Annotated in this window: 15 protein-coding genes; 12 read left to right on the top strand and 3 right to left on the bottom strand. The window is 65.0% G+C overall.

Annotation, left to right across the window (positions count from 1 at the left end):
* Positions 1–131 precede the first annotated feature (131 nt).
* From EU800_RS08640 to EU800_RS08595, 11 genes are all read left to right on the top strand, one after another.
* Positions 132–494 (top strand): hypothetical protein, encoded by a 363-nt coding sequence (locus EU800_RS08640; RefSeq protein WP_129630611.1) that lies wholly within the window; start codon positions 132–134, stop codon positions 492–494.
* An 81-nt stretch (positions 495–575) separates the two neighbouring features.
* Positions 576–968, top strand: a complete 393-nt coding sequence (locus EU800_RS08635; RefSeq protein ID WP_129630609.1) for a hypothetical protein — start codon at positions 576–578, stop codon at positions 966–968.
* A 26-nt stretch (positions 969–994) separates the two neighbouring features.
* On the top strand, positions 995–1,723 hold the full coding sequence (locus EU800_RS08630) for a hypothetical protein (RefSeq protein ID WP_129630607.1): 729 nt from the start codon (positions 995–997) through the stop codon (positions 1,721–1,723).
* A gap of 159 nt (positions 1,724–1,882) precedes the next feature.
* Entirely contained in the window at positions 1,883–2,449 is a 567-nt protein-coding gene (gene frr, locus EU800_RS08625; RefSeq protein ID WP_129630605.1) for a ribosome recycling factor, read from the top strand.
* Between the two features lie 39 nt (positions 2,450–2,488).
* The gene (gene uppS / locus EU800_RS08620; protein WP_129630603.1) at positions 2,489–3,214 is read left to right on the top strand and encodes a polyprenyl diphosphate synthase; all 726 of its coding nucleotides are present in this window, start codon (positions 2,489–2,491) and stop codon (positions 3,212–3,214) included.
* 10 nt (positions 3,215–3,224) lie between these two features.
* On the top strand, positions 3,225–4,016 hold the full coding sequence (locus tag EU800_RS08615) for a phosphatidate cytidylyltransferase (RefSeq protein ID WP_129630814.1): 792 nt from the start codon (positions 3,225–3,227) through the stop codon (positions 4,014–4,016).
* Entirely contained in the window at positions 4,013–5,191 is a 1,179-nt protein-coding gene (gene dxr / locus EU800_RS08610; protein ID WP_129630601.1) for a 1-deoxy-D-xylulose-5-phosphate reductoisomerase, read from the top strand. The genes EU800_RS08615 and dxr overlap by 4 nt, the downstream gene beginning before the upstream one ends.
* Before the next feature lie 6 nt (positions 5,192–5,197).
* The gene (gene rseP, locus EU800_RS08605; RefSeq protein WP_129630600.1) at positions 5,198–6,535 is read left to right on the top strand and encodes an RIP metalloprotease RseP; all 1,338 of its coding nucleotides are present in this window, start codon (positions 5,198–5,200) and stop codon (positions 6,533–6,535) included.
* Between the two features lie 81 nt (positions 6,536–6,616).
* Complete coding sequence (locus tag EU800_RS27915) at positions 6,617–6,751, top strand: hypothetical protein (protein WP_256369762.1); 135 nt, start codon at positions 6,617–6,619, stop codon at positions 6,749–6,751.
* Positions 6,752–6,911: 160 nt separating this feature from the next.
* On the top strand, positions 6,912–9,275 hold the full coding sequence (gene bamA, locus EU800_RS08600; protein WP_129630599.1) for an outer membrane protein assembly factor BamA: 2,364 nt from the start codon (positions 6,912–6,914) through the stop codon (positions 9,273–9,275).
* The gene (locus tag EU800_RS08595; protein WP_129630598.1) at positions 9,275–9,871 is read left to right on the top strand and encodes an OmpH family outer membrane protein; all 597 of its coding nucleotides are present in this window, start codon (positions 9,275–9,277) and stop codon (positions 9,869–9,871) included. Before bamA ends, EU800_RS08595 begins: the two co-directional genes overlap by 1 nt.
* Positions 9,872–9,943: 72 nt before the next feature.
* On the opposite strand, the gene cobS is transcribed toward EU800_RS08595, so the two are convergent.
* Positions 9,944–10,930, bottom strand: a complete 987-nt coding sequence (gene cobS / locus EU800_RS08590) for a cobaltochelatase subunit CobS (protein ID WP_129630597.1) — start codon at positions 10,928–10,930, stop codon at positions 9,944–9,946.
* Positions 10,931–11,184: 254 nt separating this feature from the next.
* Here cobS and EU800_RS08585 point away from each other — a divergent pair, with 254 nt between their 5' ends.
* Entirely contained in the window at positions 11,185–11,667 is a 483-nt protein-coding gene (locus EU800_RS08585; protein ID WP_129630596.1) for a hypothetical protein, read from the top strand.
* A gap of 26 nt (positions 11,668–11,693) precedes the next feature.
* On the opposite strand, the gene EU800_RS08580 is transcribed toward EU800_RS08585, so the two are convergent.
* A complete protein-coding gene (locus tag EU800_RS08580; RefSeq protein ID WP_129630595.1) occupies positions 11,694–12,773 on the bottom strand; it encodes an NAD(P)/FAD-dependent oxidoreductase in 1,080 nt (359 codons plus the stop codon).
* 65 nt (positions 12,774–12,838) lie between these two features.
* A complete protein-coding gene (gene mnmA / locus EU800_RS08575) occupies positions 12,839–13,972 on the bottom strand; it encodes a tRNA 2-thiouridine(34) synthase MnmA (protein ID WP_129630594.1) in 1,134 nt (377 codons plus the stop codon).
* Between the last annotated feature and the right edge of the window lie 264 nt (positions 13,973–14,236).

Here is a 14,236-nt window from a genome sequence, read left to right as displayed (position 1 = left end):
TTAGGCCGTTGCTTCCGCGTCGGTCAGCCCGTTCTATTGACAGCTTAGGCAGTATAGGCATTGTCCAGAGGTGGCATTGGGGCGTTTGAGCGTCGGCGCGCAGCGTTCAAAGAGCTTTTTTCGGGGACGAGATGCATTTCAGAGCAGCGATGGGCGTGATCGCCCTGTCTTTCGTATTTGCCTTGGTCTATCGGGTCTTCCCGCTCTTTTCCGGGCCCGATGCGATCTCGGAATTCTTCGTGACCGAAGACGGGTACCTGATGCTGACGGTTTCCCGCAACTTCGCCATCGGGAACGGACTTTCGGTTTCCGATGGCCTGATTGCGACCAACGGCGTGCAGCCGCTCGCAACTTTCCTGTATTCGATTCCCTTCGTATTGTCGGCCGGAGTCAAGCTTGCCGCCCTGAAAGGGTTCCTTGCCATCATGACCGCGGTCTCGGTTGTCGCGGCGCTGGTCATCGGCGGCTACGCGCGGCACGTCCTGCGACACTAGACGCAGGAACCGGTCTGGCCGTGGCTTGTCGCCGCGCTCTGGTTCGTCGGTCCGCTGCTGCTCTTTCACAGCATGAACGCGTTGGAGACGGGGCTCTATACTGCTTTCGAGGTTTCGACTTTCTGGTATTTCGGGCACCTGACTTCCCGGACGGAGCCGCCCTCGACCGCGGAGCAACTTCTGCTCGGGCTCCTCTGCGGCCTGACATTTCTTGCCCGAAACGACGCGGTCTTTGTCATCGCGGCCCTCTTTGTGGTGCGCTTTCTCCACGTGCAGATCGTCGGACGGGCGAGCCTTCCCGTCGCACTGCGCGAGGCACTCACGACGGGCGTCGCCTGTCTGGCCGTCGCGCTTCCCTGGCTTGCCTACAACAAGATCTGCTTCGGTTCCTTCATGCCGATCAGCGGCAAGTCGCAATCCGTTTCCGCGGCACTCGGAAGCAATCTCGAGTTCATACCGGCGCGTCTCTTCTAGACGATGTTTCCGATGCTTCGTTTCCGATGCTTCCGGTCCCCGGCAGTCTCGAGACGATGGCCCCGGTCATGGTCGTGTCCGTCATCGTCGTCATAGCGGTGCTCGCGCGTTTCCTCTGGCTGGTCTTCCGGGCCAGGAATCCGTATCGCCTGTCGATCCTCGCTTATACGATCTTCGGTTGTCTCGTGGTCTTCTACTACGGGCTCTTATTCGGTGCGGCCCACTTCATCAGCCGGTACCTGGCCCCGCTGACCCCGCTCCTGATCCTTGCCGCGGTTACGGTGTTGATCGACCTAGCCCGGAGGCTCGGACACCGTGGTCCCGCGGTTGCAAGCTATCTTGGCTCGAGCGCATTGGTGCTCTCCATGCTGCTGCTGCTGCGCTTCGTCATTCCCGATCTGCACCCCCATTTGCATTTCCAGGTGGTCGATTGGGTCGAGGAGAACCTGGACAAGGAAACTTGGGTCGGCGCGATTCAGACCGGCACCGTCGGTTTCTGGCACGACCGCACGATCAATCTTGACGGAAAGACCAACCCGGAAGCGCTTCGGACGCGCTTGGAGGACGGGGATGTGCTGGATTACGTCGTCGATAGCGACATCGTTTATCTCGCGGATTGGGTCGTGATCGTTGGCTGGACCGACATGGGCAACCAGCGGTTCTCCTCGAATTTCGAGGTGCTGGTGGAGGATCGGGACAACAATCTCGGGGTGCTGCGCCGTATCGGGAGCGGCCGTCCACCTGCCGCCGAGTAATCCGTTCGCGTCGGGAGCTCCAAGAGTAGAAGAATGCGACCGCAAGGATCCGTGCGACCGGTCCCGCGGGGCCGGTCCGAAGGCAATGTCGCCTATACATTGCGGCATCGCGGCGCTAGAACCGTCTCGACAACGAGATGCTTGGGAGGGAACAGGCACATGTCCGCAGACTACGAAGAGCCGGATGTCGACGACCTGAAACATCGAATGGATGGCGCGCTCAAGGCGCTGAAGAGCGAGTTCCTGACGCTGCGCACCGGGCGGGCCTCGGCCTCGATGCTGGACCCGATCCAGGTCGACGCCTATGGCGCGATGACGCCGCTGAACCAGATCGGCACGGTGAACGTGCCCGAGCCACGGATGATTACGATCAACATCTGGGACAAGTCCCTGGTTTCCAAGGCCGAGAAGGCGCTGCGCGAGAGCGGGCTGGGGATCAACCCGGTGGTCGACGGTACGATCATCCGCCTGCCGATTCCCGAACTTAATGAGGAGCGGCGCCGTGAGTTGACTAAGGTCGCCGCCTCCTATGCCGAGAACGCTCGTATCGCCATCCGCAATGTCCGGCAGGACGGGATGCACCAGCTCAAGCGCGCGAAGAACGACGGCATGCCGGAAGACGAGGAAAAGATCTGGCACGACGATATCCAGGAGATGACCGACACGCACATCAAGCAGGTCGATGCCGCACTGGAGCACAAGCAGGAGGAGATCATGCAGGTCTGACCTGCTGCTCTCCGCGAACCGAATCGGAAAGGGGGCCGCATGCCCGCCGCAGACATGGGACCGCAGGCCCCCGAACATGTTGCCATAATAATGGACGGCAACGGTCGCTGGGCCACCGCCCGCGGCCGTCCACGGCTCTTCGGCCACCAGGCCGGGGCGCGGCGGGTGAGCGAGATCGTCGCTGCCTGCCCGGAGCTCGGCGTGCGCTATCTCACGATCTTCGCCTTTTCGACCGAGAACTGGAAACGCACCCAGGCAGAGGTCTCCGGACTGATGACGCTGTTTCGCCGCTACATCATCAAGGAGGCGCAGCGGCTGCTGGCCAATGGTGTGCGCGTGCGCTTCATCGGGGACCGCGACCGGCTCGATCCCAAGCTGGTCAGGATGATGGACGATCTCGAGGAACTGACGCGCGTCAATGACCTCGTGCACCTGACCATCGCGATCAACTACGGCGGGCGCGACGAGGTGACTCGGGCCACCCGACGGCTGGCGCGCGAGGTGGCGGCCGGGCGGATCGACGCCGAGTCCGTCGATGCCGAGACGCTGAGCCGCTTCCTCGACACGCATACGCTGCCCGATCCGGACCTGGTGATCCGTACCAGCGGAGAGGCGCGGATCTCCAACTTCCTGCTCTGGCAGTCGGCCTATTCGGAGTATGAATTCGTCGACACGCTCTGGCCCGATTTCACCGCCGAGGATTTCGCTCGGGTGCTCGCCGGCTTTGGCAAGCGGGAGCGGCGCTTCGGAGCGGTTCTTGCCTGACACACCCCAGATGCAATCACCCCGGCGGTGGGAGGACCTGAACGCCCGCACCTGGACCGGGCTCGCGATGGTTGTCATCGGCATTGTGGCGATCCGCCTCGGCGGGGTCTGGTTCCAGATGCTGGTGGTCTTTGCCTGTTCGGTGATGATCTGGGAGCTGGCGCGGATGATCCGCCCCGGTTGGGACGTGGGCGCGATGCTCCTGGCAGCCTTCTCGGCCTCGGTGATCTCCGGCCTGATGACGCAATCGCCCGACTGGCACTTGCTGCTGCTGCTTGTTCCGGCCACTGTCGGAACCTCCGCCATGCCGAGGGAAAGGCTTACCTTCTTCCTCTTCGCCTTTGGCATCACGGTGGCCGGCTGGGGCCTCGTCGAGGCGCGGGAAACCTATGGCGGCACCTGGCTCTTCTGGATGGTGATCTGTGTCGTGGTGACCGACGTGGCGGGCTATTTCGCCGGGCGGCGCATCGGCGGTCCGAAATTCTGGCCCGCGGTCAGCCCCAAGAAGACCTGGTCCGGCACGGTGGCCGGCTGGATCGGGGCCGGGCTTGTCGGCGCACTCTTTCTCACCTTCACCAATGCCGGGCGCGACACCGTCTGGCTCTCGATGTTGCTGTCGCTGGCCGCGCAGATGGGCGACATCGCCGAGAGTGCGCTCAAGCGGCGCATGGGCGTCAAGGATTCCTCGTCGCTGATCCCCGGCCATGGCGGACTCTTCGACCGGTTCGACGGGTTGCTCGGCGCGTCGCTCTTCATGTTGCTGCTGGCGCTCATCGTCGACGTGCCGGAGGTGCGGATATGAGGCGGGTCTCGATCTTCGGGGCGACCGGATCCGTTGGCGTGAGTACGATCGACCTGATCGCGCGAGATCCAGAGAAATACAAGGTCGTGGCGCTGACCGGCGGGCGCAACGTGGCGCGGCTGGCAGAGCAGGCCAGGGCGCTCGACGCAGAACTCGCCGTGACCTGTTTTCCGGAGTTGAAAGAGGAGCTTGCGGACCGGCTCTCAGGCTCCGGGATCGCGGTCGAGGCGGGGCCGGAGGCTGTCGTGGAGGCCGCGAACCGGCCGGCGGACTGGGTCATGTCGGCCATCGTCGGCGCCGCCGGGTTGCTGCCGGGGCTCAAGGCGCTGGAACAGGGCGCGACGCTGGCGCTGGCCAACAAGGAATCGCTTGTTTGCGCCGGCGAGATCCTGATGCGCACGGCGCATCGCCACGGCGCGGATGTCCTGCCCGTCGACAGCGAACACAGCGCCGTCTGGCAAGCCCTTGTCGGCGAGGACATTTCCGACGTCGAAAGGGTCATCATCACGGCCTCGGGCGGGGCCTTCCGGGACTGGCCGCTTGAGGACCTGCCGAAGGCGACGCCGGAGCAGGCCTGCACGCATCCGAACTGGTCCATGGGGCAGCGGATCACGGTCGATTCCGCGTCGATGTTCAACAAGGGGCTGGAACTCATTGAGACGCGGGAGTTCTTCGGGTTTCAGCCGGCCCAGATCGAGGTCGTCGTGCATCCGCAGTCGCTGGTCCACGCGCTTGTCGGCTTCCGTGACGGCGCGTTGATGGCACATGTCGGCCCGCCGGACATGCGCCACGCCATCGGCTATGCGCTCAACTATCCGCAGCGGCGGTCTCTGCCGGTCGAACGGCTGGATCTCGTAGAGATCGGTGCCCTGGAATTCCGCGCGCCTTGCGAGATCCGTTGGCCGGCCCTCCGGCTGGCCCGGGAGGTGATGGAAATCCGCGGTCTCGCCGGGGCAGCGTTCAACGGCGCCAAGGAGCGCGCGCTCGACCTGTTCCTCGCCGGTCGCATCGGCTTCACCGACATGGCGGCGGTGGTCGAATCCGTCCTGGAGGCGATGCAGGCGGAAGACGCCCTGAAATGTGACCGCATGCGCCTTGAAGATGTCATCGAGACCGATCATTTCGCCCGAAAGCGCGCGGATGAGGCCGCCCGACGGATCAACAAGGATAGCTGACCCCCCATGGATATCGCTTCGCTGATCCCCCAATTCGGGGGAATACTCTGGACCGTTGCCGCCTTCGTTGTCGCGCTGAGCGTGATCGTTTTCGTGCATGAATACGGCCATTACATCATCGGGCGTCTGTCGGGCATCCGGGCGGAAGTGTTCTCCATCGGCTTCGGCCCGGTGCTGCTGAAACGCCGCGACCGGCATGGCACGCAATGGCAGGTGGCGGCGTTGCCATTCGGCGGCTACGTGAAGTTCCTTGGCGATGCCAGCGCAGCCTCCGACAAGGCCTCCGAAGAGTTCGAGGCGTTCGACGAGGAGACGAAGCGGCACACCATGCATGGCGCGCCGCTCTGGGCGCGGGCGGCGACCGTGGCGGCGGGGCCGGTGTTCAATTTCATCCTGTCGATTCTGGTGTTTGCCGCCGTGATTCTGGCGCAGGGCACCGCCAAGGACCCGGTGGAGATCGCGGTGCTTCGGGACATGCCGGAGGCGGATCTGGTGCTGGCGCCCGGCGACCGCATCCTCGCGGTGAACGGTGCGGCGACGCCCGACTACGTGGGCTTCTTCGACGTGGTTCGCGATCTCGATGTCGGCGAGAGCGTCCGCTACGATCTCGAGCGCGGCGGCCTTGCGGTGAGCGTCGAAGGGCCGTTTCCCTTCCCGCCGCTGGTCGAGGGGCTGCAGGCCGGATCGGCCGCGATGGAGGCCGGACTCAAAGTGGGCGACCTGATCACTGCCATCGACGGCGTCCCGATCACCGCCTTCAGCGAACTCCAGGACACGGTCAGCAACTCCGATGGGCGGGCGCTGGCGCTTGATGTCTGGCGCGATGGAGCAACCTTCCAGGTGACCCTGTCACCGAAGCGGATGGACATTCCACTCGGCGACGGCGGATTCGAGACGCGCTGGTTGATCGGCGTCACCGGCGGGCTGCTCTTCACGCCGGCGACGGAGACGCCGGGGCTGTTTGAGGCGATCGGCTACGGCGCAGAGCAGACCTGGTTCATCGTCCAGAGCTCGCTCTCGGGCCTCTGGCACATGGTCACTGGGGCGATCTCGTCGTGCAACCTTCGCGGACCCATCGGCATCGCGGAGACCTCCGGTGCCGCGGCCAGCCAGGGAGCGGGGAGCTTCATATGGTTTATCGCCGTGCTTTCGACCGCCGTGGGACTGCTGAATCTCTTCCCGATTCCGGTGCTCGACGGCGGTCACCTGGCGTTTCACGCCTGGGAGGCGATGACCGGCCGGCCGCCAAGCGACCGCGCCTTGCGCGTCCTGATGGGCGTGGGCCTGACGCTGATGCTGACCCTGATGGCTTTCGCGCTGACCAACGACCTCTTCTGCCCATGAACGCCGCAGAGACGCCAAAATCTGACCACAATCCTTCTCTAGCCTGATTTTGAACCAGGATTTTCAGTCAGGGGGCGACTCATGCAGACCATGACAGCCGGATACAACAGCTTGGGCCTGCTTCTGCGGCTCAACTGGGACAGGTTCTTCTATATCGGGGCCATCGGGGCCGCGCTATTGGCGGGCGCCGCGATCGGGACGCTCGTGACCGGCTGAAACCCGCGCATCGGGTGAGGCGGTCCGACCCTCGTGAGTCATGTGAAAGAGACAGGTAAAGGGCGACGCGACAGCGACGCCCTTTGTCGTTTTGACAAGACATGCGAAGGTCGCTAGCAAAGGCATGAAATAACAGAACCTCGCGCCGGGGGGCAACGGCATGAAGAAACGAACAACGGGCGGCAGCACATTGAACGCCCGGAAGCGCGGTAAACGATCCGGATTGACTCAGGTCTCTGCCTTGGCCCTCTCGGGGCTCCTTCTGGTGTCGAATGGTGCGCTGGACGGCCTGGCCGAGGCGCAGAGCTACCAGTTCAGCAGTATCGACGTTCAGGGCAACCAGCGCGTCGATGCCAGCACGATCGCCAGCTATGCCGGAATCGGCCGTGGCGAAACGATCAGCGCGGCGCAGCTCAACGACGCCTACCAGGGAATCGCAGGCTCGGGCCTCTTCCAATCGGTGGAGCTGATTCCGCGCGGCAACACGCTTGTCATCCAGGTCGAGGAATTCCCGACGATCAACGTCATCGCCTTCGAGGGGAACCGGCGGATCAACGACGAGAACCTCGACGAGATCATCGATTCGCGTTCGCGTCGCGTCTATTCGCCCGCCCAGGCGGAGGCCGACGCCGCGATGATCGCCGAAGCATACCGGCAGGGCGGTCGAGTCGCCGCGACCGTGAGCCCCAAGATCATCCCGCGCTCGGACAATCGCGTCGATCTCGTCTTCGAGATCCAGGAAGGACGAGTCAGCGAGATCGAGCGGCTCTCCTTCGTCGGCAACCGCAATTTCTCGGACCGCCGCCTGCGGCGAGTGCTGGAGACAAAGCAGGCGGGCCTTTTCCGCACCTTCGTCACCCGCGATACGCTGGTCGAGGACCGGCTTGAATTCGACAAGCAACTGCTGCGCGACTTCTACAACAACCGCGGTTTCATCGACATGCAGGTGTTGAGCACCAGCGCCGAGATCGACCGCAACCGCCGCGGGTTCATCCTCACTTTCAACGTCGCCGAAGGCCAGCAGTTCCGGATCGGCAACGTGTCGGTCTCCTCCGAGGTCGCCGGTGTCGACATCGACGCGTTCCGCAGGGCGGCGCGGCTGCGTTCGGGCCGGACCTATTCGCCCGTTCCGGTGGACACCGACATCGCCCGCATGGAGAAACTCGCCACGCGGATGGGGCTCGACTTCATCCGTGTCGAGCCGCGTGTGACGCGCAACGACCGCGACCTGACGCTGGATATCGAATATGTCATCAGCCGCGGACCGCGGATCTTCATCGAGCGGATCGACATCGAGGGCAACACGACCACGCTCGACCGCGTGGTGCGTCGCCAGTTCGACTCGGTGGAGGGCGACCCGTTCAACCCGCGCGAAATCCGCGCTGGCGCGGACCGGATCCGGGCGCTCGGCTTCTTCAGGGACACCGAGGTCGAAGCGATCGCCGGGTCGAGATCCGATCTCGTCGTGGTCGACGTCAACGTCGAGGAAGCGCCCACCGGCTCGCTCGGATTCGGGGCGAGCTACGGCACGAATACCGGCCTCGGCTTCAACCTGTCCTTCTCGGAGCGTAACTTCCTCGGCCGTGGCCAGGCACTGAGTGCGAGCCTCGGCCTGACCAACTCCTCGCAGGTGTTCAGCTTCAATTTCGTCGAGCCGGCCTTCCTCGGGCGCGATGTTGCCTTTGGCCTGTCCGCCTTCTACCGCACGACGGAGCAGGACTACGCCTATTACAACACCGATCTCGGCGGGTTCGAACCGTCCTTCACCTTCCCGCTGGCCGACTATTCCCGGTTCGGACTGCGCTTCACCTACGATTACGGCAAGGTGTATGACGTCAACGAAGACTCTTCCTACATTCTCGTGACCGAAGAAGAGATGGGCGGGCTGAGTTCCTTCTCGGCGGGCTACTCCTTCTTCTACGACACGCTCAACGACGGACCGGATCCGCGCGGAGGCATCCTGCTGCGCTTCCGGCAGGACTTCGGCGGTCGCGAGGACGGCGCGAGCTTCGTCCGGACCGAGGCCCTCGTCCGCGCCAAGCGACTGGTCTTCAACGAGGACGTGACACTCCGGGCGGAACTCGAGGGCGGCGCCGTTATGTTCTCGGGCGGTAACAGCCGGATCATCGAACGCTACCAGCTTTCCAACAAGATCCGCGGATTTGAGCCCAACGGCGTCGGCCCGCGCGACCTGAACGTGGAGAACGAGGACGTTCTTGGCGGCAACTACTTCGCAGTTGCGCGCTTCGAGGCCGATTTCCCGATCGGTCTGCCGGAAGAATACGGCATCAAGGGCGGCCTCTTCTGGGATATCGGCTCCGTCTGGGACCTCAACGACATCAACGGCGGCCCGACCGGGAACGATCCGGTGGACGATGGATTCCATCTGCGCTCGGCGGCCGGCGTCTCGGTCTTCTGGGAATCCCCGCTCGGGCCGCTGCGCCTGAACTTCTCGCAGCCGCTTATCATGGAAGACTACGACCAGGAGCAGAATTTCGAGTTCACCGTCGCGACGACCTTCTGATGGCGTGGCGCAGGCGGCTCGGCTCGGCGATCTTCATTGCCGCCGTCGCGCTGCCGACGGCGCCGGTTCCGGCGCAGGTGTTTTCTCCCACGGCGTCTTTGGTGCTGACCCTCGATCAGGACAAGCTCTATGCCGAGACGCTATTCGGAAAGCGGATTCAGGCCGAGATTGCCGATGCCTCTCAGGAGCTGGCCGAACGCAACCGGGTGCTGAGCGAACAGCTCACAACCGAGGAGAAGGCACTGACCGAGAAGCGCAAGGAGGTCGCGCCGGAAGAGTTCCGGGCGCTCGCGGATGCCTTTGACGAGAAGGTCGTGAAGCTCCGCGAGGAGCAGGACGCGAAGATCGAGGCGTTGCAGCGGCGGCGCGATCTCGAGCGCCGCGTCTTTACCGGTCGGATCCTGCCGATCCTGTCGGAGATTGTGCAGTCGAGCGGCGCGGTGGCCATTCTCGACGACCGCGCGGTGATCCTGTCGGCGGATTCCATCGACATCACGGACCGGGCGATTCGAAGGATCGACGAGGTTCTGGGCGACGGCTCGGCATTGGAAGACCAAGGCAGCGACGCGCCGGCATCGGATCAGAGCGCGGATTAGCGCGTTTCGACCTTTCCCATTTCAACGCAGTTTATGGAAGCGCACTTCACTCGCGGCGGCGCGCGCCCGCGATCAGATCAGCGCCGCGCTCACCGCGCTCTCGGGCAGTTCCTCGTCGAAGCAGCGCTGGTAGAACTCGGCCACGGTTTGCCGCTCCAACTCGTCGCATTTGTTGAGGAAGGTCAGCCGGAAGGCGTAGCCCACCGAGTGGAAGATCCGCGCATTCTGCGCCCAGTTGATGACGGTCCGCGGCGACATGACGGTCGACAGCTCGCCGTTCATGAAGGCGGTGCGCGTGAGGTCGGCCACCGTCACCATCTGGCTGACGATCTTGCGGCCCTTCTCGTTGTTGTAATGCGGCGCCTTGGAGAGGACGATGGTCGTCTCGGCGTCGTGGCTGAGATAGTTCAGCGTGGCCACGAGAGACCAACGGTCCATCTGCGCCTGGTTGATCTGCTGCACGCCGTGATAGAGGCCCGTCGTATCGCCGAGGCCGACCGTGTTGGCGGTCGCGAAGAGGCGGAAACTCGGGTGCGGTGTGATGATCTCGTTCTGGTCGAGCAGCGTCAGCTTGCCGTCATGCTCGAGCACCCGCTGGATGACAAACATCACGTCGGCGCGGCCGGCATCGTATTCGTCAAAGCAGATGGCGACCGGGTTGCGCAACGCCCAGGGCAGGATGCCCTCGTGGAACTCGGTCACCTGCTTGCCGTCGCGCAGCTTGATCGCATCCTTGCCGATGAGGTCGATCCGGCTGATGTGGCTGTCGAGGTTGACCCGGGCGGCCGGCCAGTTCAGCCGCGCCGCGACCTGTTCGATATGGGTCGACTTGCCGGTGCCGTGATAGCCCTGGATCATCACCCGGCGGTTGTGGCTGAAGCCAGCGAGGATGGCGAGCGTGGTATCGGGGTCGAACTTGTAGGTCGTGTCGAGCTCCGGGACCCGGTCCGTCTTCTCGGCGAACCCCTTGACCACCATGTCGGTGTCGATCCCGAAGACGTCGCGGACCTGGATGTCCTCGGTGGGCTTGGCGTTCGGGTCGGTGCTGGTGGTGACCATGGTTCGGATCCTCGCGTAGTCGTGGCCCCACATCGGGCGGAGCCGCCGACGGGGATGCACCATTCTGGGAAGGGGTGCAAGCGAAAGGACGGCGGCGCGGGCGTCGGTGTCCGCGCCGATTTTGCGGCATGGCGACCACAGTTTCCGCGCCGGCTTTGCCGGCAGGCCCCGCGACGCTCAGCGGCCGCTTCCTTTGCCTTCGCATCCGCGCGATCCACGCTATGCTGTACCCGGCGCCAGACGAGGAGGAGTGGATGAACCACATGGACGAAACAGGGCACGCGCGCTCGGCGCGGCCGGCCGTCGCTTTGTGCATGGCTCTGCTCGGGGCGCTCTTCTTTGCTGCCATGCTGGTGCAGGATATGGGGGCGATGAGCCAGGTGGAGCTGAAGGACCTGCCCTCGGGCCTCGTATTCCGATATGTCGTCGCGATGGCGCTCGGCGGCGCGGCGGCGGGCTGGTCGTTGGCCGGGTTGTTCGGTCGACACGGCGCGGTGGGCTGGCTGCTGAGCTTCCTGGGCGGCGTGCTGGTCGCGCTCGTCGCCGGCATGGTTGGCGCGGCTGCGGGACTCGCGCCCGACCTGCTGGCTGATGGTTGGCAGAGCAAGGACATGGTGCCGATCCTGTTCGGTCTTGTCGTGATCCCTTCGGCGCTTGCCGGTCAGCCGATCCTCCTTCTGGTCTGGGCGGCGCTGATCGCGCTGGCGCATTGGCTGGCCCGCCGCGCGCGCGGCTGAGGCGCGGGTCTCGCACCGGATGGGCGTCACCCTGCGCGGAACATCTTGTGATATTTCGGCAGGAAGAGCTCGCGCCCCTTGAGAAGCCGCGTCGGCCCGGCGCCCACCAGCCCGGCGACAGGCAGGATCGACTGGCCCATGCGCGGCCCCAGCGGCACCAGGATCGGCGGACTGGGCCAGGGCGCATAGGCCGGTGTGCGGTCAAGCCTACGGCCGGCGAGCAGTCCGCCGAGAGCGCGGATCAGCCAGGAGACCTGACGCGTGGCACCGACGATTGTCATCGGATCGCCGATATCGGCCACGTCGCCGGCTGCGAAGAGATTGGGGAGGTCGGAGGGCCGCATCCAGCGGTCACAGAGCACCCGCCCATCCGGTCCCTTGCGGAGGCCCGGCAAGGGGTCGAGCAGCGCGGTGTCGGGCCGGGAGCCGAGCGCGGGGATCACGAGGTCGACATCGACACTGCTGCCGTCCTCGAGCCTGACCGGCCCGGAGAATGGCTCGTTGTGGCTGACCAGGTCCACCGCCTTCGGTCCGATGCGGAGCTGGACCCCGAGCGCGCCGAGCTGGCGTGCGAGGCCCTGACCGAGCTTGGGCGGATAGCCGTCGAGCAGCGGGCGGTCGGAGATCAGCGTGACCTGCGTGTCGGGGAGGGCGGCGCGGATCTCGCCCGCGAGTTCCACGCCGAGCGCGCCGCCGCCGAGGATCGCGATCCGTCTGGCCGCGGCGACCTCTGACTGAAGCGCGCGGTTCGCTTCCCTGAGCGCGCCGACCGCGCCGCCATTGGTCTTGAAGGCCGCGCCATGCTGCGATCCGGTGGCGACGACGACGGCGTCGGCCGGGCGCCGGCTGCCGTCGTCGAGCGTCACGCTTTCGCCATCGACGGCGATCGCGCGCGCGCGCACGACCTCGCCCCTCCGCAACAGGCCGTCATAGGGAATGAGCGCCTTGTCGACGAGGTCGGGCTGCACAAGGGCCCGGATCATCGCCGGGGAATGGCAGAACGCCTCGCGGGGCTCGACCAGCGTCACCTGCGCGCGGGTATCCATTGCCCGGGCCAGTTCGCTTCCGAGATAGCCGCCACCGACAATGACAAGTCGTCCGGTCATGAATGCGCGCCTCCGTTGCTCGGGAAGAGGTGGCGCGCCTGTCCGCCCCGGTCAAGGCGAAAGGGTCAGCCGCGCCAGATCCAGCCGCCGCCGAAGATCCGGCTGCCGCCGGTCTCGTAGAACACGCAGGCCTGCCCGGGCGACACGCCTTCCTCCTGCGAGAGCAGTTCGACCTCGCCGCTGTCCGGTCCGGTCGGCCTGAGGATCGCCTCGCGCGGCGGGCGGGTCGAGCGGACCTTGACCGAGAGCGGCCATTCGGGGCGCGAGTGAAGCGGCGCGTCGCCGAGCCAGTTGATCTCGCGCACCGGCACGATCCGGGTCGAGAGTGCCTCCTTGGGCCCGACCACGACCTGCCGCGCCTCGGGATCGAGCCGCACGACATAGAGCGGCTCCGAAAGGCCGCCGATACCGAGGCCGCGCCGCTGACCGATCGTGTAGTGGATCACTCCCTCGTGGCGCGCCAGCACCCGCCCGTCGAGATGCACGATCTCGCCCGGCTCGCCGGCACCCGGGCGGAGCTTCTCGATGACCGCGGCATAGTTGCCGTCCGGCACGAAGCAGATGTCCTGGCTGTCGGGCTTGTCGGCGACAACGAGCCCGTGCTTCGCCGCCAGCGCCCGCGTCTCGTCCTTGCTGGAGAGGTGTCCGAGCGGGAAGCGCAGGTATTCAAGCTGCTCCGGCGTCGTGGAGAACAGGAAGTAGGACTGGTCGCGGCGCGGGTCCGCGCCTGCGTGGAGCTCCGGGCCGCGCGGGCCCGACTTGCGCTGGATGTAATGCCCTGTGGCCATGCAATCGGCATCGAGGTCGCGCGCGGTTTCCAGCAGGTCCTTGAATTTCACCCGTTCGTTGCACCGGATGCAGGGAACCGGCGTGGCGCCCGCGAGATAACTGTCGGCGAATTCGTCGATGACCGTCTCGCGAAAGACGTTTTCGTAATCGAGCACGTAATGCGGAAACCGCATGGCCTCGGCCACGCGCCGTGCATCGTGAATATCTGCCCCGGCACAGCAGGCCCCCTTCTTCGCCAGCGCTGCACCGTGATCGTAGAGCTGTAGCGTCACACCGACCACGTCATAGCCTTCGGCGGCCAGCTCAGCCGCCACCACAGACGAGTCGACCCCGCCCGACATCGCGACGACCACACGGGTCTCGCCTGGAGGCTTCGGAAAGCCGAGAGAATTCAGTCTTGTATCGGTCATCTGTGGCATTCGGGGAAAGCTCGGATTTGGCGGCGCGTGGGGCCGTCGCGAGAGGCAGGATGTGGCGGTCCGGCGCGGATCTGTCAAGGCAGCCCAACCGATCAAGCAGTCTATCGGCCAAGAAAGCCTAGATTTGAAACCATTTTCTGTGGTCCGGAGGAGGTCGGCTTAACTCATTCTGTACGGCATGCTTTCAGCATTGGCACAAGGCGACGGCAAGGAGCAGCACGCTCCGGAAACCGGAGAACCGGTTTCCGTCGGGCT

It is taken from the genome of Tropicimonas sp. IMCC6043 (assembly GCF_004146235.1).
Lineage (GTDB): Bacteria > Pseudomonadota > Alphaproteobacteria > Rhodobacterales > Rhodobacteraceae > Tropicimonas.
This window is presented reverse-complemented; position numbering and strand designations above follow the sequence as displayed.